The organism is Paraburkholderia sp. SIMBA_054 (assembly GCF_046534875.1).
Taxonomy (GTDB): domain Bacteria; phylum Pseudomonadota; class Gammaproteobacteria; order Burkholderiales; family Burkholderiaceae; genus Paraburkholderia; species Paraburkholderia hospita.
The window spans coordinates 61,320-82,295 of record NZ_JAWRXV010000047.1 but is presented as its reverse complement, the minus strand read 5'-3'; the positions used below and the strand labels follow the sequence as shown (position 1 = coordinate 82,295).

General features: G+C 62.1%; 18 protein-coding genes. 12 read left to right on the top strand and 6 right to left on the bottom strand.

Going from position 1 to position 20,976, the window contains the following annotated elements; genetic code table 11:
- Nucleotides 1–31: 31 nt before the first annotated feature.
- Entirely contained in the window at nt 32–226 is a 195-nt protein-coding gene (locus SB822_RS39555) for a hypothetical protein (RefSeq protein WP_410857200.1), read from the bottom strand.
- Here SB822_RS39555 and merB point away from each other — a divergent pair.
- The gene (gene merB, locus SB822_RS39550; protein ID WP_410857194.1) at nt 162–500 is read left to right on the top strand and encodes an organomercurial lyase; all 339 of its coding nucleotides are present in this window, start codon (nt 162–164) and stop codon (nt 498–500) included. The genes SB822_RS39555 and merB overlap by 65 nt on opposite strands.
- Nucleotides 501–1,230: 730 nt before the next feature.
- Here the strand turns inward: merB and SB822_RS39545 are convergent.
- The 5 genes from SB822_RS39545 to SB822_RS39525 all read right to left on the bottom strand — a co-directional run bounded on the left by SB822_RS39545 (nt 1,231) and on the right by SB822_RS39525 (nt 8,283).
- On the bottom strand, nt 1,231–4,284 hold the full coding sequence (locus tag SB822_RS39545; RefSeq protein WP_410857193.1) for an efflux RND transporter permease subunit: 3,054 nt from the start codon (nt 4,282–4,284) through the stop codon (nt 1,231–1,233).
- Nucleotides 4,285–4,295: 11 nt separating this feature from the next.
- On the bottom strand, nt 4,296–5,429 hold the full coding sequence (locus SB822_RS39540; RefSeq protein WP_410857199.1) for an efflux RND transporter periplasmic adaptor subunit: 1,134 nt from the start codon (nt 5,427–5,429) through the stop codon (nt 4,296–4,298).
- A 105-nt stretch (nt 5,430–5,534) separates the two neighbouring features.
- Nucleotides 5,535–7,103, bottom strand: coding sequence for an efflux transporter outer membrane subunit (locus SB822_RS39535; protein WP_410857192.1), 1,569 nt, complete (start codon nt 7,101–7,103; stop codon nt 5,535–5,537).
- A gap of 335 nt (nt 7,104–7,438) precedes the next feature.
- Nucleotides 7,439–7,909, bottom strand: a complete 471-nt coding sequence (locus SB822_RS39530) for a bacterioferritin (RefSeq protein ID WP_007734771.1) — start codon at nt 7,907–7,909, stop codon at nt 7,439–7,441.
- Between the two features lie 92 nt (nt 7,910–8,001).
- Entirely contained in the window at nt 8,002–8,283 is a 282-nt protein-coding gene (locus SB822_RS39525) for a hypothetical protein (RefSeq protein WP_410857191.1), read from the bottom strand.
- Between SB822_RS39525 and SB822_RS39520 the strand changes: the two genes are divergently transcribed.
- The 11 genes from SB822_RS39520 to SB822_RS39470 all read left to right on the top strand — a co-directional run bounded on the left by SB822_RS39520 (nt 8,284) and on the right by SB822_RS39470 (nt 20,965).
- A complete protein-coding gene (locus SB822_RS39520) occupies nt 8,284–8,442 on the top strand; it encodes a hypothetical protein (RefSeq protein ID WP_410857190.1) in 159 nt (52 codons plus the stop codon).
- A gap of 165 nt (nt 8,443–8,607) precedes the next feature.
- On the top strand, nt 8,608–8,901 hold the full coding sequence (locus SB822_RS39515) for a hypothetical protein (protein ID WP_007734774.1): 294 nt from the start codon (nt 8,608–8,610) through the stop codon (nt 8,899–8,901).
- Nucleotides 8,902–8,973: 72 nt separating this feature from the next.
- Complete coding sequence (locus SB822_RS39510) at nt 8,974–9,687, top strand: response regulator (RefSeq protein WP_007734776.1); 714 nt, start codon at nt 8,974–8,976, stop codon at nt 9,685–9,687.
- Between the two features lie 8 nt (nt 9,688–9,695).
- Complete coding sequence (locus SB822_RS39505) at nt 9,696–11,081, top strand: ATP-binding protein (protein WP_410857198.1); 1,386 nt, start codon at nt 9,696–9,698, stop codon at nt 11,079–11,081.
- Nucleotides 11,082–11,160: 79 nt separating this feature from the next.
- Nucleotides 11,161–13,164, top strand: coding sequence for an amylo-alpha-1,6-glucosidase (locus SB822_RS39500; RefSeq protein WP_410857189.1), 2,004 nt, complete (start codon nt 11,161–11,163; stop codon nt 13,162–13,164).
- Between the two features lie 34 nt (nt 13,165–13,198).
- The gene (locus SB822_RS39495) at nt 13,199–15,931 is read left to right on the top strand and encodes an MGH1-like glycoside hydrolase domain-containing protein (RefSeq protein ID WP_410857188.1); all 2,733 of its coding nucleotides are present in this window, start codon (nt 13,199–13,201) and stop codon (nt 15,929–15,931) included.
- Between the two features lie 105 nt (nt 15,932–16,036).
- A complete protein-coding gene (gene zwf, locus SB822_RS39490) occupies nt 16,037–17,623 on the top strand; it encodes a glucose-6-phosphate dehydrogenase (RefSeq protein ID WP_410857187.1) in 1,587 nt (528 codons plus the stop codon).
- A gap of 33 nt (nt 17,624–17,656) precedes the next feature.
- Nucleotides 17,657–18,466, top strand: a complete 810-nt coding sequence (locus SB822_RS39485) for an ROK family protein (protein WP_410857186.1) — start codon at nt 17,657–17,659, stop codon at nt 18,464–18,466.
- Between the two features lie 133 nt (nt 18,467–18,599).
- The gene (locus SB822_RS39480; RefSeq protein ID WP_410857185.1) at nt 18,600–19,247 is read left to right on the top strand and encodes a hypothetical protein; all 648 of its coding nucleotides are present in this window, start codon (nt 18,600–18,602) and stop codon (nt 19,245–19,247) included.
- Nucleotides 19,248–19,428: 181 nt separating this feature from the next.
- Nucleotides 19,429–20,127: an RNA-guided endonuclease InsQ/TnpB family protein gene (locus tag SB822_RS39475; RefSeq protein WP_410857197.1), complete on the top strand. Its 699-nt coding sequence runs from the start codon at nt 19,429–19,431 to the stop codon at nt 20,125–20,127.
- 325 nt (nt 20,128–20,452) lie between these two features.
- On the top strand, nt 20,453–20,965 hold the full coding sequence (locus SB822_RS39470) for a YbhB/YbcL family Raf kinase inhibitor-like protein (RefSeq protein ID WP_410857196.1): 513 nt from the start codon (nt 20,453–20,455) through the stop codon (nt 20,963–20,965).
- Nucleotides 20,966–20,976: the final 11 nt, after the last annotated feature.

Sequence of the window (20,976 nt, the reverse complement as noted above, 5' to 3'; positions counted from 1 at the left end):
GCGTTTTTACTTTCGCCGTTGCATGTCCACGCTATAACGCATGACAGTCATGAACGGTGGACTTGATCAGCATTGCCTTAAAGCCCTTTTGGGGTTCCTCGCCCTGTTCCTGCGGTCCTGCCTGTGGCCGCGGTGTGGTCTCGCGTTGTGCGGCCACCGGCATGCCGGTCTCGCTCACGGTCACGCCGAACGTGATACAGGATGTTGCACCGGCAGGCGCAGCCATGTCGCTGATCCTGCCGCAGAACACGCCTGACATCCGCGCTGCGTTCTGTTGCCATGTACATTTCTTTGCCTCCGACGCCGTGTGCCATGACTGGGCCTCAAGGCATGCCACAGCCGACATCGTGAACGTTCACGACGCTTTCGCAGTTGGTCGCGAGTGTGCCGAACGGCTGTTGCGGGCACGGGTTTGCCAAACGCAGGGAGCGCAGACCCCGCGTAATTCCGGCATGCAGCGAGCGGCTTTCTCGGGGGCACGAACGACCCCTTACAGTTGAGCTCCGGGAATTCGAGCGGTTCCAACGAACGTCTCAAAGTGGCCGACACTAGCCGATACTGCACATCCTCCCCAGACATCCGCGAAGGACGAAAAAATAACTTGAGAACACGCGAAAAAAGACGCGTCGTTATGTCTTGCGGTCGTGGCACGGCTTGCTCATCTTTTGCCAGTTGCTCTGATCCCAGAACAGACGCTGGTCGCCTCGATGCGGGATCACATGATCGACCACGGTCGCGGGCAGCACACAACCGAGCACCGCGCATTGATCGCACTCGCACGCGGGTGCGCGCGCAGGTACTCATGCGCCCCCCAGGCGGCAAAGTGTGTGTAGGCCGTAGCGCCGCACACGCCACGAAAGCGCGCGACGACGGCGCAACCTACACACAGTTTGCCGCAATAGGGCCGAAATCGTTCCGTGCGGCTAACCGCTACTACGTGCCCTCGAAGCGAGTGATGCGCTAATTCAGAGCGTTGGCAACGCATGCAAACAGATACGTTGCCGTGTGAAGTGTCAGGTCGTAGGGGGCCCGCAGGCAAGAAGAGTTGGCAGTGTGAGCCGCTTTCTTTTGCCTGCCCCGCACAAGGGCGACGCATGAAGCAGGAAGGTATCACGCGGATGCCAGCGCAAAGGCAAAAACACCAAACGGCAACGCATGAAGCACGAAGACACTGCGCGGATGCCAGCAAAAACCTAAAAACACCGCCCAGCGCCACCCACACCACAAAACTCAAGCGAGAGCTGAACGACTCCGATCCTTCTGATGATCAGCTGCCAAGAGCATATACATCGCAGGCACAACAAACAGCGTAAAAAGCGTCCCAATAGAAAGCCCAGAGAAGATCACGAGCCCCATGGCATTCCGCCCAGCGGCGCCAGCGCCCGACGCAATCACCAAAGGCAAAACCCCAAGCACCATAGCCGCGGTAGTCATCAAAATAGGCCGCAACCGCACAGCAGCCGCCTCCTCAAGCGCCTCACGTTTCGAGCGCCCAGCACGCTGAAGTTCATTAGCAAACTGCACAATCAAAATGCCGTGCTTGCTGACAAGCCCCATCAAAGTAACAAGCCCAACCTGCGTATAAATGTTAAGCGTCGACAGCCCGAGGTTAATAAAGATCAGCGCCCCAAACAACGCCATCGGCACCGACACAAGAATCACAACAGGATCGCGAAAACTTTCGAACTGCGCGGCAAGCGCCAGAAACACAATGATTGTCGCGAACATCAGCGTAATGACAAATCCGCCCGACTCCTGCACGAACTGTCGCGACAACCCGGAGTAATCCGCGCTATAGCCGGTCGGCGCAGCATCGGTCGTGGCCTTGCGCAGAAAGTCGAGCACTTCGCCCTGCGAAATCCCCGGCGCTATCACACCGGAAATCGTCGCCGAGTTCAACTGCTGAAAGTGATTGATCGACTCTGGCACGACGTTCTGCTTCAAACGCGTCACAGTCGATGCGGGAATCACGCTGCCATCCGGCGTGCGCAAATAGTAGTCAAGCACCTGCGACGGATTCAAACGATCCGTTTGCAGCACCTGCGGAATCACCTTATACGAGCGCCCCGCAATCGAGAAATAGTTCACGTAGTTGCCACCCAGCGCCGCGCCCAGCGCCTGCCCGACATCGCTCTGCGTGAGCCCAAGCGACGCAACCTTATCGCGATCCACGACCAGCACGCTCTCCGGTTTGTCGATCTTCAGATCGCTATCGACGAAAAAGAACATGCCGCTTTCACGCGCCTTCTGCAGCACGGTCTGCGAGACTTCATTCAGATTCTCAAACGGCTCCGTCGTGCTGATCACGAACTGCACAGGCAAGCCCTGCGCGCCCGGCAACGGCGGAAACTGGAACGCAGCCACGCGCGCGCCCGCGATGCCGTTCCACTTCGCCTGCAACTCCTGCTGCAACTGCGTGGCGTTCTTCCTGCGCTTGTCCCACGTTTTGAATAGCACGCCGCCAATCCCCTGATTCAGCGTCGGCGCGCCCGTCAGCTGGAACATCTGCGAATACTCTGGCATGTCCTTCGAGATGTCGAATACCTGGTCCGCGTAGGTCTGCATCTGCTGGATCGTCGCGTTCGGCGGCCCTTGAATCTGCGACAGCACGATGCCCTGGTCCTCCTGCGGCGCAAGCTCCGATTGCGATGTCATGAACAGAAACACCGTGCCGCACAACAGCAGCGCCCCCATCACGATGAACACGGGCCATGTGTCGAGCATCGAATGCAGGAGCCGCCCATAGCCGTGATGCACGCGCTCGAACTGTCTGTCGACGAAACGCGCGAAGCGTCCCGACTCCTGATCCATGCGGAAAAAACGCGAGCACATCATCGGCGACAGACTCAGCGCGATCACACCCGATACGGCCACGGCGCCCGCCAGCGTGAACGCAAACTCGGTGAAGAGCGCGCCCGTCAGCCCGCCCTGAAAACCGATAGGCAGATACACGGCGATCAGCACGACCGTCATCGCGAGAATCGGTCCGCCCAGCTCGCGCGCGGCGATCATCGCGGCTTCGAATGGTTGCTTGCCTTCTTCCTTCATATGCCGGTCGACGTTCTCGACCACGATGATCGCGTCGTCGACCACGAGCCCGATCGCGAGCACGAGCGCAAGCAGCGTCAGCAGATTGATCGAATAACCGAGCAGTTGCATCACGAAGAACGTGCCGATCAGCGACAGCGGCATCGCGATCACCGGCACGATCACCGCGCGGAAGCTGCCGAGGAACAGGAAGATCACGACCGTCACAATCAGCAGCGCTTCGACGAGCGTCTTCACCACCTCTTCGATCGCGGTGTTGATGAAGTCCGTCGCGTCGTAGACGATGTCGCCCGTCATGCCCGTCGGAAACTGCTTCTGCAGATCGGGAAAGATTGCCTTCACACGCTTCGCGACATCGAGCACGTTCGCGTCCGGCGCGACCTTGATGCCGATGAACACCGAACGCTTGCCGCTGAACGCGACATTGAAGTCGTAGCTGTCAGCGCCGAGCACGACATTGCCGACATCCTCGAGGCGCACGATCGCGCCGTTCTTCTGCTTGACCACCAGCTTCCTGAAGTCTTCGACGGAATGCAGGTCGGTGCCCGCGTTCAGATCGACGCTGATCATCTGCCCTTTGGTCGTGCCGAGCGTCGCCAGATAGTTGTTGTTGCCGAGCGCCGCGAACACGTCGGAAGCCGTCACGTTGTGCGCGGCGAGCTTCGTCGAATCGAGCCACGCGCGCAACGCAAACTGCCGGCCGCCGAGAGTTTCCGCCGTCTGCACGCCCTGGACCGAATCGAGCTTCGGCTTCACGACGCGCAGCAGATAGTCGGTGACGTTGTTGCTTGGCAGCACGTCGCTGTAGAAGCCCATGTACATCGCGTCGGTGGTCTGGCCGACCTGTACCGTCAGTACGGGCTGCTGCGCTTGCGGAGGCAACTGGTTGCGCACCGACGCGATCTGCGTGTTGATCTCCGTCAGCGCGCGGTTGGAGTCGTAGTTCAGGCGCAGCGTCGCGGTGATCGTCGAGAGGCCCGTCGTGCTCGACGACGACATGTAGTCGATGCCCTGCGCCTGCGCAATCGCCGACTCGAGCGGCTGCGTGATGAAGCCGGCCATCGTGTCGGCGCTCGCGCCGTAGTACGCGGTTATGATCGTGACGACGCCGTTTTCCGTCTGCGGATATTCGCTGACCTTGAGCGTCGACAGCGCGCGCAAGCCGAGCATGAGAATCAGCAGGCTCACAACGGAGGCGAGCACCGGCCGTTCGATAAAGATGTCGGTGAATTTCATCGGGCGGCCTCTTATTGTTCCTGAGGCGTCGGGTTCGGGCTGTCCGCAGGCAACACGCGGTTATCGATCACGAGCGGCGTGCCGTTCTTCAACTTCAACTGGCCACTCGTCACGACCTGCGTGCCTTCGCCGATGCCCTTGAGTATCGCCACCTGATCGCCGCGCGTCGGCCCTGGCGTGATGAACACCTGTTGCGCGATGGGCATGACCTTGCCGTGCGCGTCCTTGTGCTCGCCAGGCTTGACGACGAACACGGTCGCGCCGTACGGGTTATAGGTGATCGCCGTTTGCGGCAGCGTCAGATAGCGCTCTTCATTACCCGCGTCGATCTTCACGTTTGCATACATGCCGGGCAGCAGCTTGCGCTCGCGGTTGTCGACGGTTGCTTCGATCTGCACGTTGCGCGTCGCTTTGTCCACGCGCGGATTGATCGAGCGGATCTTGCCGTCGAAGGTGCGGCTGTTGTACGCGTTCGTATCGACGACGACGGTTTGTCCAACCTGCAATTGCCCGAGTTGTTGCTGCGGCAGATAGAAGTCAGCGTAGATGGGATCGATGGCCTGCAACGTGACGATCGCGTCGCCAGGATTGATGTACTGGCCGGGATTGACGGTCGTGATGCCGACGCGTCCCGCGAACGGCGCGCGGATGGTTTTCTTTTCGACGAGCGCGGCCTGCTGATCGACCTGCGCGCGCTTGCTTTTGAGGTCGGCGGCATCTGCGTCGAGTTGCGCCTTGGCGATCGCCTGGATGTCGTACTGCGCCTTATCGCGCTTGTAGACGGTTTGCGCGAGCTCCGCCGCGGCTTGCAGCGACGCGAGCAGGGCGCGGTCCGAATCGTCGTTCAGGCGCACCAGCACCTGGCCCGTCTTCACTTCCTGCCCCGAGCTGAACGGGATCTCGCGCACGAGGCCGGGCACTTCCGTCGTCACGTCGACGCCGCGCACCGCGCGCAGGCTGCCCACGGCGGACAGCTGCGGTTGCCAGCTCTGATAGCGCGCGACAGCGGACGTCACCGTCGCGGCGGGCGTCGCATTGCTCGCCATGAACTTCCGCATCATGTGCGCCTTGAACAGGTTGAAGCCGACCAGCGCGGCGAGCAGCACGCCCACGCAGATCAGCATGATGATCATCCGCATTGTCATCGGTCTTTTCATCGTCTTGTCCTTGCACGGCAAACGGGTGTGGCACGAAACGCGTCCGGTGGCGCTGCGGGCTCATCGCATGCGACGCGCGGCTACTGCAAAAAATCAGTGCGGCGTGGCGGGGTTTGCCTGATTCGCCTGGCTCGTGGACGCGTCGTTCCACCAGCCTCCGCCGAGCGACTGGAACAGCGCTGCCGTATCCGCATAGCGCGCGGCCTGCGCCTGCGCGAGATTCACGACAGTCTGCTGGTATTGACGCTGCGCATCGAGCAGCGCCAGATAGCTGACGCCGCCAACGCGAAACTGGCCGCGCGTCAGGTCGAGCGAAGCACTCGCCGCGCGCCATGCGTCCGTTTGCGCGGCGAGACCCGTCGCATCGTGTTCGAGTGCGCGCAACGTATCGGCGACGTTCTGGAACGCGAGCAACACGGTTTGCCGGTATTGCGCGTTGGCCTGATCGAATGCGGCCTCGGCTGCGCGCTTTTGTGCGCTCAACTGCCCGCCGTGAAAAATTGGCTGCGTGATGCCCGCGCCGATGGTCCAGATCATGTCCGCGTATTTGAGCAGCCCGGCGGGCGTTAGCGCCTGCGGGCCATAGCTCGCGGACAGCGTGATCTGCGGATACATGTTCGCCGTCGCCACACCAACCTGCGCGCTCGCCTGATGCAGCGTCGCGTCGGCGGCGAGAATGTCGGGCCGCTGCCTCACGAGCGACGAAGGCAGACTCACGGGCAAGGTCTGCGGCAGCGTGAACATCGACAGCCTGAACTCGGGCACGGCCGTATCGCTCGGCGGCTTGCCCGCGAGCACGGCAAGTTGATGGCGCGTCTGATCGAGCGATTGACGCAGCGGCGGCAGCGTCGCGCGTGTTTGCGCGAGCAACGTTTCCTGCGAGAGCACGGCAGTGCGGCCCACGCCGCCCAGCTCGAACTGTTTGCGCAATACGCCGAGTTGCGCTTCTTCATCGGCGGCGATGTGCTCGGTCGAGTCGATCTGCTCGCGCAACGACGCTTCCTTGACAGCCGCCGTGACGATGTTCGCCGACAGCGCGAGATACGCGGCCTGCAACCGATAGCCCTGGTAATCGATTTGCGAGCGCAACGATTCGAGCTCGCGCCGCGAGCCGCCGAACACGTCGAGGTTGTACGACACATTCACCGACGCGTTATACAGGTTCAGCACTTCCGTGAGCCCCGGCTGACCGAACGTGACGCCGTTGAACTTCTCGCGCGTCGCATTGAGCTTCGCATCGACGGATGGATACAACGCGCTGCCTACTTCCGCGCGATAGTTCTCGGCCGCCTGCCTGAGCGCCGCCTGCGCCGCGGCGACGTTCGGGCTATTGGCGAGCGCTTCGCGTATCAGCGCGTCGAGCGGCTCGCAATGAAAGAGCGTCCACCATTGGGCGGGGATGTCCTGTCCGGCGATGAATTGCTGAGGCACACCCGACGCGCCTGGCGACGACGCCGTCTGGTCGGGCAGCGGCGTGGGCGTATAGGTTTCAATGGCGGGCGGTGCGGGCGTACGGTAATCGGGGCCGACCATGCAGCCGGACAGGGGAAGCAATGCCGCGCCGAGAATGGCGACGGCTACGCTGATCGAAGCGTCGAACGCGAAACGTGAAGGTCTATGTGAACGACTGCGACTGACACTGCCTTTGACGTCATCGATCATCTATCCACCCTGTATTACCTGCGCGGACTACGAACGAAATTGCGAATGCAGAATTCAACAGCCAGATGCCGCGCATAGCCTAGCATGGGTCGTTGCACACGAGATCATGCTTGCAGAAGCTTTAGGGGAATAGACGCGCTTTGCTGCGGACAAACGTTAAATGCAGCGCGCGAAATGCAAAGGACGGAAGCACCGCATGCATCACATAGTGATAGATGCGGCGCTTGTCGAGAGGCGGATAGATGGAGGGTTGAACGCGCGGCCTGAGCGCGCCGCGTGATTTGACAATTGAACAGGGCGCTTGCGATTGCGCCCTTACAACACAGCAAAGAAACTCAATGCGCCGCGCCGCGCTCGCCCGATGTGCCCACCGTGCCGGGCTTGCGCAGCATCTTGTCCACTTCGCCCGCGTGCATCTCTTCGACGGTAATCATCTGCCGCGCATATTCTTCGAGCGCGACTGAGCGGTCCTTGACCAGCGCGAGCAGATCGCGATACAGGCCGAGCGCGACGTCTTCCGCTGTGAGCGATTCGCGCAGGATGGTCGTGATGTCCGTCGTATGCGAATCGAGCAGCGCACCGATGCCTAGCGACGGATACTCGCCGAGCGTGGTGATCCATTCGCCCGCCTGATGCGCGTGCAGCAATGATTCGTCAGCCTGCTGACGCAGCCACGACACGATCGGAATGCGGCCAAAGCCGAACACGAGGAAGGAGTAGTGCGTATAACGGACCACGCCTGCCAGCTCGGATTCGAGAATCTGGTTCAGCACGGCGATGACCTTGTCCTTTTCGATATCTGGCATGTGGCGCTCCGCGATACTCGTCGACGACGAAAGAGGCTTTCATTGTTGGCCTCGCCTCCGCAAAGATCAAGTGAATCGCGGCGCGAATGCGGTCAGCGGATGATGACGACAGGCACTGGAATCGTCGCATAGGGCAGCCGTATCGCGGGCGCGGGTGGCGGCACGACGGCAACGTAGGGCACGACGGGCGCCACCGGCACGATGGGCACGACGGCAGGCGGTTGCGGCGGCACGTAATAGAGCGTGCGCGCCGGTGCATAGACGGCGGCGGGCACATAGGCCGCATGAATGAAGACGGTGCCGGCATAGGCGCTCGTCGAACAGGCGATGCCCATGGCGGCGATCGCGGACGTATAAGCAGAGCGAATGTTCACATGAAACTCCTGAAACGGATGTCGGCGGCTGCGATGCGAAGTGCTGATGAGGCAACCGACGTGCAAACGATACGCAACGCCTTCGGTGAAGGGCAGCGATTACCTGTTTCATTCGATGTCGGAAAAAGCACGCCCATGTTTGAAGCGCCTGCTGCGTAATACGCGTTGCATCGTGCGTGAAGATGCGTGGCGCTGACATGACATGGATCGACATAACTTTGAAATTGCCTTGCGTGTCCCGGACAACCAGAATTCGCTTCGCCAACGACGAATCGCAACACGACGTAGCGAAGAAGTTGAATGAACCGATGATGGAGATGGGAAATGAAGAAGTTGATCGCTATTCTGGCTTTGTGCATTGCATCGACGGGCGTGATGGCCCAGACGGCGCCGCAACCGATGGCAGGATCGCCGCGTATGGAGCGCATGATGCAGCAGTTGCAGGAGCGCTTTGCCGCCGCCAACACGACGCATGACGGCAAGCTGACGCTTGCCCAGGCGCAGACGGGCATGCCACGCGTGGCGCAGCATTTCAACGAGATCGACACGCAGAAGCAGGGCTACGTGACGCTCGCGCAGATCGAGCAGTTCATGGCGCAGCACGCGGGATCGCACTGACGGAAAAGCGGGTCGGCATGAAGCTAAACTGTTGCAAGACGAATGAAACCATAAGCGACGAAGGAGCCTTGCATGGACCGACCCGCCCGCATCATCGTGCTCGACGACGAAGCGGAACTCCGCAATATGCTGCAGCGCTTTCTGAGCGGACATGGTTTCGAAGTCCGCGCGGTGGAAAACAGCAAGCGGCTCGAACGCTATTTGCAGCGCGAGCCGTATGACCTGCTGGTGCTCGATCTGATGATCGGCGAAGAAGACGGCCTGCAGATCTGCGCGAAACTGCGGGCGGAAGGGCACACGCTGCCCATTCTGATGCTCACGGCCAAAGGCGATCCGCTCGATCGCGTGATCGGCCTCGAAACGGGCGCCGACGATTACCTTGCCAAGCCATTCCTGCCGCGCGAACTGGTGGCGCGCATCAATGCGCTGCTGCGCCGCCAGAAAATCGCCTCGAACGATCCGACCGTCACCACGCAGACGCTGCGCTTCGGGGAGTTCCGGCTCGATGTCGCCAAGCAGTGCCTCTACAAACAGGACGATCTTCTCGAACTGCATTCGGCGCAGATGCTGCTGCTGACGGCGCTCGCCGCATCGCCGAACCGCGCGGTGAGCCGCGACAATCTGATCGCGCGCGCAAGAGGGCGCGACCACGATGCGCTCGACCGCAGCATCGATGTGCAGATTCTGCGTCTGCGGCAGGCGATCGAAAGCGATCCGTCGAAGCCGCGTTACATCAAGACTGTGTGGGGCGTCGGCTACATGCTCGCCGCCGACGTCGACGCATGAGCGCGCGCATGGTGCGGCGCTTCATGTCCCGCTTGCTGCCGCGCAGCGTGCTCGCGCGCAACATCGCGCTGCTGATCGTGCTCGTTGCGTTCACTCAGGTGTGCTCGCTGAGCGTGCTGATTCATTATGTGCAGAAGCCGCGCGTCGAACGCGCCGCAGCCGTGTTCGGCACGTACATCAAGACGCTGGACAATGCGCTCGCGTCCTCGCCCGAGGACACGCGTGACACGCTCGTCGCGCGGCTCGAGGCGCGCAGCGAACCGCCAACGGAAGCCGTGTCCGAGCCGCGTGTGCGGTTGCTCGCGTTCTACCGGACCTCCCAGCTGGTGACCTTTCTCGAGACGCTGCACCGCTATCTGCCTGCGGGTACCGAAGTGCGTTGGCAAGGCGCGCCGCATCCGCGCATGTGGATCCGCATTCATGTGGCGGGCAAGCCATACTGGATCGGCTTGCAGGCGCCGGAAGAAGCGCAGGGCGGCGGCATACTGACGGCGGTGCTGCTGTCGATCGGGCTGGCGATGCTCGCCGCGTTGACGGGTTTTGCGCTGCAGGCGCATCTGAACCGTCCATTGCGAGAGCTTGCACAAGCGGCGCGCCGCGTGAGCGCGGGCGAAGTGCCGCCGCCTTTGCCCGTCGATGGTCCGACGGAAATCGCCCAGGTGAGCGGCGCGTTCAACCAGATGACGCAGGCGTTGCAGCAGGCGGAAGCGACGCGCGCGCTGATGCTCGCGGGCATCTCGCACGACATCCGCACGCCGCTGACCAAGCTGCGTCTCGCGATGGCAATGGCGAACGACACGAATGGCGACGAAGCCTTCGTCGGCGCGGCGGAATCGTATCTGGATCAGATTGATACGATTCTTCAGCAGTTCATGGACTACGCGGGCAGTGGCGAGCGCGAGACGCCGCAATCGGGCGATCTGAACGCGCTGATCAGCCAGCTTGCCGCCGACTTCGCGGGCCTTGGACACGAGTTCGACCTGCAACTGGGCGAGCTGCCTGAGCACGCGTTTCGGCCCATCACGATGATGCGGCTCGTGATGAACCTGATGCAGAACGCCGTCGTGTACGGACAAACGGGTCTCGCCGTGCGGACGTGGGCGGACGCGCAGGCGATTTATGTGGCCGTCGCCGATCGCGGCAAAGGCTTGAGCGCGGAAGAACTCGAACGGCTCAAGGCGCCGTTCCAGCGCGGCAAGAACGCGCATGGCAAAACGGGCGGCACGGGGTTGGGGCTGGCGATCGTCGAACGCATTGCGCGGCTGCATGGCGGCACGCTGGAGTTCCATGCGCGTGAGGGTGGCGGCCTGGAAGTCTGGGCCGTGCTGCCGATTCAGCGCGATTCCAGCGCAACAGGTGTGGGCGAGCAATCGACCGCGCAGTCTGCCAGCTGAGCGCACAAGACATTTCATGTGCGAGCGGCTAATCTGTCGGCTGTCTTGATCCCGTCGCCGACGCACGGCGGCTATAGCGATGACACGCGTCGAATCTCCTTTCGATATCGAACGTCTGGAAGACGAATGGCTCGAAGCCGACGGCTTTGGCGGCTTTGCGTCGGGCACGGCCGGCATGCTGCGCACGCGCCGCTATCACGCGCTGCTGCTGACGGCGACGCGCGCGCCAGCGGGCCGTATCGTGCTTGTGAATGGGGTCGAGGCTTGGATCGAGACGAAGGGCGTGCGCTATCCGCTGTCGATGCAGCGTTACGCGCCCGATATCGTTTATCCCGACATTGCTGCGAGTCTGATCGGGTTCGACACGACGCCGTGGCCGACATGGCGCTTCCGCATCGATGCGCGGACGTGTGTGATCGCGGAAGCGTTTGTCGCGAAAGCAACTTGCGAAACTGTGCTGCGCTGGCGCGTGGCATTCGATGGCGATGCGCGCCGTGATGACGCAATCACACTGCACGTCCGTCCGTTGCTGTCGGGCCGCGATTATCACGCGCTGCATCACGAGAACGGCGCATTCGATTTTTCTGCTTCCGTCGATGGCGAACGTGTGCAGTGGCAGCCGTATCACGATCTGCCAGCGATTCGTGTCGTCACGAACGGCGCATATGAACACGCGCCCGACTGGTATCGCAATTTCTGCTACGTACGCGAACGTGAGCGCGGCCTCGATTTCACCGAAGACCTCGCGACGCCGGGCGTCTTCACGTTCGATCTTCGTTCGCATGCGGCCGTGATGATATTGAGCGCGGACGTGTCGAACCAGTCGCCGCCTGTTACGCAAGCCACCGCGATTGAACTGGCGAACACGCTTGCCGAGACCGAAACGAATCGCCGCGATTCTTTCGCTTCACGCCTGCATCGTTCCGCCGATGCCTACGTCGTCGCGCGGTCGGCGGGCCGCACGATCGTCGCCGGTTTTCCCTGGTTCACCGACTGGGGCCGCGATACGTTTATCGCGATGCGCGGTCTGCTGATCGTCACGGGGCGACTCGCGGAAGCCGAGTCGATCCTGCTCGCATGGGCGGGGACGATTTCGCAAGGCATGTGTCCGAACCGCTTTCCCGATTACGGCGACGAGCCGGAATACAACTCGGTCGATGCATCGCTGTGGTTCGCGATTGCCGTGCACGACTATCTGGCGACGGGGCATGCGTCGGACGCGACGCGCGAGCGCCTGCACGCAGCCGTCGATACGATTCTGGCCGGCTACACACAGGGCACGCGCTACGGCATCCACGCCGACGACGATGGTCTGCTGCGTGCAGGCGTGCCTGGCGCGCAGCTCACGTGGATGGATGCGAAGGTCGGCGACTGGGTCGTGACGCCGCGCATCGGCAAACCCGTCGAAGTGCAGGCGTTGTGGTTCAACGCATTGCGCATTGCAGCACAGTGGAACGCGCGATGGACTGAAGCTGCCGACCGTGTGGCGGCTTCGTTTGCGAAACGCTTCGTCGATCCGCAAACAGGCGCGCTGTTCGATAACGTCGATGTCGACCATGTGCCCGGAACGGTTGATCGATCGATCCGGCCCAATCAGATTTTCGCGGCAGGCGGCTTGCCGTTTGCGCTGGTCGAAGGCGACACGGCGCGCGCCGTCGTTGCGCAGGTGGAAGCGCATCTGCTGACGTCTCTGGGTTTGCGCACGTTGTCGCCGGAAGATCCCGGTTATCGCGGGCGCTATGCGGGCGCGCCGCTCGAGCGTGACGGCGCGTATCACCAGGGGACAGTGTGGCCATGGTTGCTGGGGCCATTCGTCGAAGCATGGCTGCGCGTGCAACGTCCCGACGAGGCAGCCCGCAGCGCAGCACGCGCGCGCTTTCTCGCGCCGCTCGACGCGCATCTGGATCGCGCGGGCCTCGACCACATTTCAGAAGTCGCAGACGGCGATGCGCCGCACACGCCGGGCGGCACGCCGTTTCAGGCGTGGTCGCTGGGGGCGCGGTTGCGTATGGGCGTTTTGCTGGGCGAAAGCGTCCATGCCAACCTCCCCGACGCGAACACCCCAAACCGCGCTACGATGTGACACCCACCGTCACACGAGAGACGAGGACGCTGCCATGCCTCCGCTGCGCGCCGGAAACCTGCTTGCGACCGTCGAAGGAATACGTCTGCACTCCAGCGAGTGCGCGCGATGGCAGCGCTGGGGTCCGTATCTGAGCGAGCGTCAGTGGGGCACGGTGCGCGAAGACTACAGCCCGAACGGCACCGCATGGGACTATTTCCCGCACGATCACGCACGCAGCCGCGCCTACCGCTGGGGCGAGGACGGCATTGCGGGTTTCGGCGACGACACATTGAACTGGTGTGTGTCGATCGCCATGTGGAACCGCGCCGATCCCATTCTCAAGGAACGCCTGTTCGGCCTCACGAATCAGGAAGGCAATCACGGCGAGGACGTCAAGGAGCTGTATTTCTATCTCGACGGCACGCCGACGCATTCGTATATGCGGATGCTGTACAAGTACCCGCATGGCGCGTTTCCGTATCAGGATCTCGTCGAAGAGAACCGGCGGCGCGGTGCGGACCTGCCGGAATATGAAGTACTCGACACAGGTGTCTTCGACGACCTGCGCTATTTCGACGTGACCGTCGAATACGCAAAGAACACGCCCGAAGACATCGTGATGCGCGTCACCGTCGAAAACCGCGCGGACGAATCCGCCAGTCTCGATCTGCTGCCGCAAATCTGGGCGCGCAACAAATGGTCGTGGAAGGAGTCGGACGAGCGCCCGAAGCTCACGAAGGAGACAGTGCATGGCGTCACGCGCCTGCTCGGCACGCATCCTGGTCACGAGCCGATGGTGGTGACGGCGTGGTCGCCCGATACGACGGTCTTCGAGTGGCTGTTCTGCGAGAACGATACGAACGTCCGGCGCCATTTCAACATGGAGGCCGAAGGTCCGTTCAAGGACGGCTTCAACGACTACCTCGTGCATGGCGACGCCGACGCGATCCGGCGCGACGCGGGCACCAAAGCGGCCGCGCACGTGCCGCTGAATCTGCCGCCGCATGGGACGGCCGTCGTCTATCTGCGCTGGCGTCCCGAGTTTTGCCCCGATGAAACGCCGCTCGATGCCGAGCAACTGTTCGCCCAGCGCATCGCCGAAGCCGATGCGTTCTATGCGGCGTTGCAGCACCATATCGAAGGCGCGGACGAGCGGCTCGTGCAGCGCCAGGCGCTGGCGGGCATGCTGTGGTCGAAGCAGTATTACCAGTTCGACGTCGAGCGCTGGATGGACGGCGATCCCTTGCAGCCGACGCCGCCCGCATCGCGCAAACAGGGACGCAATCGCGACTGGCGGCATTTGTGCAACGCGGACATCGTGTCGATGCCCGACAAGTGGGAGTATCCGTGGTACGCGTCATGGGACCTCGCGTTTCATGCCGCCGCGTTCGCGTTGATCGATCCCGCGTTTGCGAAGCGCCAGTTGCTGCTGCTCGTGAAGGATCGCTACATGCACCCGAACGGGCAGATCCCCGCGTACGAATGGGCGTTCAGCGATGCGAACCCGCCCGTGCACGCATGGGCCGCGTGGCGTGTCTACGAAATCGATCGCGCGCTGATGGGCAAGGGCGACCGCGATTTTCTCGAACTGGTCTTTCACAAACTGCTGCTCAACTTCGCGTGGTGGGTGAACCGCAAGGATGCCGACGGACGCAATATCTTCCAGGGCGGCTTTCTCGGCCTCGACAACGTCGGCATTTTCGACCGCTCGTCGCCGTTGCCGACGGGCGGTCATATCGATCAGGCCGACGGCACCGCGTGGATGGCCGCGTATGCGCTGGACCTGATGCGCATCGCGCTCGAACTCGCGTTTGCGAATCACGTGTTCGTCGATATCGGCGTGAAGTTCTTCGAGCACTTCCTGTATATCGCGCAGGCCGTCAGTTGCGAAGACAACTGCGATACGGGCCTGTGGGACAGCGAGGACGAATTCTTCTATGACAAGCTGCGCTTGCCTGACGGCTCCAATGTGCCGATGCGCGTGCGCTCGATTGTCGGCCTGATTCCGCTGATCGCTGTGCATGTGCTCGAAGAGCGTCTGCATGGCTCGCTGCCGGGTCTGCGCGACCGCCTTGTCTGGTTCCTGCGCAACAAGCCCGATCTCGCGCGGCTGGTGTCGCGCTGGAACGAGCCGGGGCGCGGCAATAGCCTGCTGCTTTCGTTGTTGCGCGGGCATCGGATGAAAGCGCTGCTCAAGCGCGCGCTCGACGAAGCCGAGTTCCTGTCCGATCACGGCGTGCGCGCGCTGTCGCGTGTGCATCGCGATCAACCGTACGTCTATCAGCACAACGGCCAGAGCTTCTGCGTGAAGTACTTGCCTGCCGAATCGGATTCACGCGTGTTCGGCGGCAATTCGAACTGGCGCGGGCCAGTGTGGATGCCCGTCAACTATCTGCTGATCGAGTCGCTGTATGAATTTCATCGCTATTACGGCGACGATTTTCGCGTCGAGTACCCGACGGGCTCGGGCAACCAGCTTTCATTGTCCGAAATCGCCGACGCACTCGCGCAGCGTACGACCACGCTGTTCCTGAAGGACAAGAACAACGAGCGACCTGTGATGGCTGCGTATCCGCTGTTGCAGGCGGACCCGCGCTCGCAGGATCTCGTGCTCTTCCACGAATACTTTCACGGCGATAACGGACGCGGGGTGGGCGCGTCGCATCAGACGGGATGGTCGGGTCTCGTCGCGTTGCTGCTGCAGCCGCGCGAACTTGCAAGTTCCGGCTTCGTGCCTGAAACGGGCGAGGCGCAGGATGCCGAAGTGGCGGCTTCCGTGAAATAGACCGCGCTGCCCGCAGCTATTGCAGCGGTTCGATTGAACTGTGCGGCATGGCGGCGGGTCTTTCAGATATCGCCACTCGTATGGCTCATTCATGGAAAGACTGCCATGTCCAATGACGCAAACGACGCTTCATCGACTACCTCGTCAGCAAGCTGCAAGATCGGCGCAGGGCCGCATGCAGCCGCCGCGGGTCCCGCAGGCAAACGGCCTGCGCCGCCGTGCACGCTGGTCATCTTCGGCGCGGGCGGCGATCTGACTAAACGTTTGTTGACGCCGTCGCTGTACAACCTGACCGTCGATGGCCTGCTCGACGACGGCATGCACATCATCGGCGTCAATCACGGCGAGCGCGAAACGAAGGAATGGCTCGGCGATCTCGGCAAGTCGCTGGAGCAGTTTGCCGCCGACAAGGCTAGTGAAGCGCATACCGGAAAGGTCGACGAGAAAGCCTGGAAGTGGCTTTCATCGCGCATGGAATACATGGCGGGCGAATTCGAAACCGACGATGCATTCGAAGCGCTCAAGCAGCGCATCGAGAAAACGCCGCACGGCAATGCGATCTTCTACCTCGCGGTGGGCGCCCGCTTTTTCAGGCCGATCGTCGAACGTCTCGGCAAGCTTGGCTTGCTGAAAGAAGACGCGCAGCGCGAGGGGAGCTTCCGGCGTCTCGTGATCGAAAAGCCGTTCGGCACGGACCTCGCGTCCGCGCGCGATCTCAATGCGCACATTCTGGGTTACGCAAACGAATCGCAGGTCTATCGCATCGATCACTTTCTCGGCAAGGACACCGTGCAGAGCATCCTCGCCGTGCGTTTCGCGAATGCGATGTTCGAGCCAGTGTGGCGGCGCGAGTACATCGACAGTGTGCAGATCACGGCGGCGGAAACGCTCGGCGTCGAAGGGCGCGGCAAGTTCTACGAGCAGACGGGCGCATTCCGCGACATGCTGCCGAACCATCTGTTCCAGTTGCTCGCAATGGTTGCGCTGGAGCCGCCCAATTCATTCGATGCCGAAGCCGTGCGCGACAAGAAAGCCGAACTCTTCGCCGCCATCGAGCCGCTGAAGCGCGACGACGTCGTATTCGGCCAGTACGAAAAGGGCGATGCGGGCGTCGGCTATCGCGACGAACCCGACGTCGCGCGCGACAGCACGACGGAAACCTATGCGGCCGCGCGCGTGTTCATCGACAACTGGCGCTGGGCGGGCGTGCCGTTCTATCTGCGCACGGGCAAGCGCATGGCCGCGCGCCGCACCGAGATCGCCGTGCAGCTGAAGCGCGTGCCGTTTCTGATGTTCCGCGACACGCCCGTCGAAGCGTTGACGCCGAACGTATTCACGCTGCGCATCGATCCCGCGCATGGCACGCGCTTCGACTTCAACGTGAAGGTGCCCGGACCGGCGATGCAGATCGGCCCGGTGCGCTCGGCGTTCAACTACAACGACTACTTCGACGAACGCGCGAACGTCGGCTATGAAACGCTGCTCTACGACTGCATGCTCGGCGACGAGACACTGTTCCAGCGCGCCGACAGCATCGAGTCGGGCTGGTGTGCGGTCGATCGCGTGTTGCATCCCGAAGGCAGCGCGCTGCCCGTGCATGGCTACCCGGCGGGCAGCAGCGGGCCGGCGCAAGCCGATGAACTGCTCGCGCGCGATGGCCGCGCGTGGCGTTCATTGCAGAGCAAAGAGTAGTCCTGTCACAACGACAAACGAAAGGGGGACGATTTGGCTAAAGCTAAAGTACAGACGCGACGTAACACCAAAAGCGACGGTGAACGGATACTCGCCATCGACGTCGGCGGCACGGGGTTGAAGGCGGCCGTGATCGACGCGGACGGCGACATGAAAAGCGAACGCGTGCGCGTCGCGACACCGCATCCCTGCACGCCGGAGCAACTCGTCGATACGCTGGCGACGCTCGTGCAGCCGCTCGTCGATGCGCAGCATCCAACCTTGATGTCGATCGGCTTTCCGGGCGTCGTGCGGGACAACCACGTGCTGACGGCACCGAATATCGGCGATGCGAGCTGGCGCGGCTTCGCGCTCGCGGAACAACTGGCGGCGCGTGTGGGCGGCTTGCCCGTGCGGATGATCAACGACGCCGAGATGCAGGGCTTCGCGGCGATCGAAGGGCATGGCATCGAATTCGTGCTGACGCTGGGCACGGGCGCGGGCACCGCGCTCTTTCGCGACGGCGAACTGATGCCACATCTCGAACTCGCGCATCATCCCGTCAGCAAGGACCGCACGTATGACGAGTACATCGGAAATGCGGCGCGCGAGAAGGTGGGCAGCAAGCGCTGGAACCGGCGTGTCGAGAAGGTGATCGCGATCCTCGCTTCGCTCGTCAACTACGACAAGCTGTGGATCGGCGGCGGCAATGCGGAGCGTCTCACGTTTGAGTTGCCGTCAAATGCGGCCGTCGTATCGAACGCGGCGGGCATCGAAGGCGGCGCTAGGCTCTGGCATCCGAAGTCGGTGCGGGAAACGCGGCAGTTGCCGGAAGCGAACCAGAAGTCGGGCGTGTTTTGTTGAACAAGAAAGCCGACAATCCTCCTCATTCATGGGGAGGAAGGAAAGACAGCGAACCGAAGGTTCGCATCCTCTGAAACGGAGATCGAGAGGATGCCTGACTTGACATATGGCTGTATGCCTGTACAGTGTTTGCATGTCAATCATCCTCCAGTCCGGCGTAAGGTTTCAGGCCCTGGTCAGCGGATCGCTGGCCGCAGTGCTTCGGCAATGGATTGGATGTCAGCGGTGCATCTACAACGGCAAGGTCAGTGAGGATCACCTGTACGCTGCACAGCGCCGTATGCTGATTGCGAGCGGAGTAACGGATTCGGAGAAGCTGAAGACGCCGCTCGATCAGGAGTATTCGCGCTTCAAGAGCCGTGAACTGTCACCATGGCTCTACGATGTACCAAGCCAGGTGCTGCGCAATGGCGCCTACCGCTGGATGTGCGCCAAGACTCGCCAGATCAAGGGGCTCGCAAAGGCCCCTACGCATCGCACGCGAAAGAATTTCAACACGGTCATGTTGACGGGCGAACTCTTCCGGTTCGTGCCGTCGAATGGTGAAGTGGTTCTGGAAATCGGCACCGCGAAAAACCCGGTCGGGTTGCTCAGGTTCAAGGCCCACAGGCCGTATGGCATTCCGAAGACCATCGTCATCCGCAACGAAGCGGGTCGCTGGTTTGTGAGTTTCAGCTATGCGCACGAGAACGACAGGATCGTGCGCGAGCGGCATGAAATCGCCTACGAGATCAACGGCAACTCTGTGGTGCGCGATCCTGCTCACGACCGTAGCGACTGAAAAACTGATAAAACTCGAGGGCTGGCCCGGCCGCAGCGATGCCCAGCGACGTCCCGGCAGCCCATGTTCACCTGCTGCGTGTCGGCGACCGCCAAGCAGACCATGACTGTTCAAGTCATTGATCAGTATGGGCTTTCAGGATCAAAGCAACCCAAGGGTGGTTTCCATGTGAAAGGCGGGCCTGGATGATGATGCGCTCGACGCAGCGACGATCGGCCTTGATCGGAACGTACGCGAGAACTGCTTCACCGACAGCACCGGGCGGCAGCATCAGATCGGGCAGGTCAATCTCGCGCGCATTGAGCGCCGGGAGGCAGGCGCTCGCCGGTACCAGAAGAAAATGTCCCGTGCAAAAGAGCACTCGACCAACCGCCGTGAGCTCGCTCAAAAGATCGCGCGGCGGAAAAACTACGGCCAGCGCGTACGTCGCGACTTCACGCACAAGACGACGCATGGTCTTGTGACAGCCGACGCCCGTCTCTTCGTCCTCGAAGACTTGCGAATCAGGAATATGACGCGCAAGCCCAAGGCCAGGCAGGATCCTGTCACCGGCAAATGGCTGCGCAACGGCGCATGCGCGAAGGCTGCACTCAGCAGGAAGATTCTCGCGTCGTGCTGGGGAGAGCTGGATCGGCAGTTGCAGTACAAGTCGGCGTGGCACAACAAGCTGGCGGTCAAGGTATCGGCGGCTTACTCAAGTCAGGAGTGTTCTCAGTGTGAGCACACTCACCCGGGAAATCGCGAGGGTGCGCGGTTTGCCTGTCAACGCTGTGGTTTCGAGGCGCACGCCGACTGGAATGCTGCTCGGGTCATCAAGGCTCGCGGCATCAAGGCATTGCGCGATGGTCCTATGACGCCCCAAAGACCACGAAGCGGGTAGCGTTTCGACGCAAGCATTCAGGGACCGGCGGGTCGCCGGGGGCTTTGAGGGTACCCGAAGCTATGTCTGTGGAGCAGACGCAAGACCTGCTTGCGGCTTAGGCCGTCGGCAGGCAGTCAGCGATGAAGCAGAAACGGGGGATCGCGAGGTCTTTCAGAAGCTCCGGCCTTCAGGCCGGGGTAGATCACAGAGCGGGCGGGGGAATAAACGGGCATGGCCGTTCGTTTCCTCCGATGCGGTCATGAACGCGTGACCGTATCTCTTTCGACGGAGCCGTCCAATGAAAACTCTCTCTAATACCCGGCTCGCAGCCATTGCGCTATGTATGGCGCTCTCGTCAGGCGCCACGCACGCCGTGGCGGCCGACGCTTTCGAAGTGACGTCGCCGGGCACGCCCGACGGCGGCACCATCGATTCGAGCCACGCGGCCAGCGCGAACAATTGTGGCGGCGGCAACCAGTCGCCGGCCGTGCAATGGCGCAACGCGCCATCCGGCACGCGCAGCTTCGCGGTGACGCTCTTTGATCCCGACGGCGCCAAGGGCATTGGCGTGATTCATTGGGTTCTGTACGCGATACCCGCGTCGATGAACGCGATGCAGCATGGTGAGTCGGCGCCGGCAGGCAGCGTGAGCGGCATCAATCGCACTGGGAAGCCCGGTTATTACGGACCTTGCCCGCCCATCGGCGACGTGCCGCATCACTATGTGTTGCAGGTCTATGCGCTCGATCTCGCGCCCGATGCGCTGCCGCCCAATCTCAATCACGACGCGTTCCTCGCGGCCGTCACGAATCACGTGCTGGCCGCGAGCAGCACCGTGCTGCGCTACGGACGCTAGCGCAGCACTAA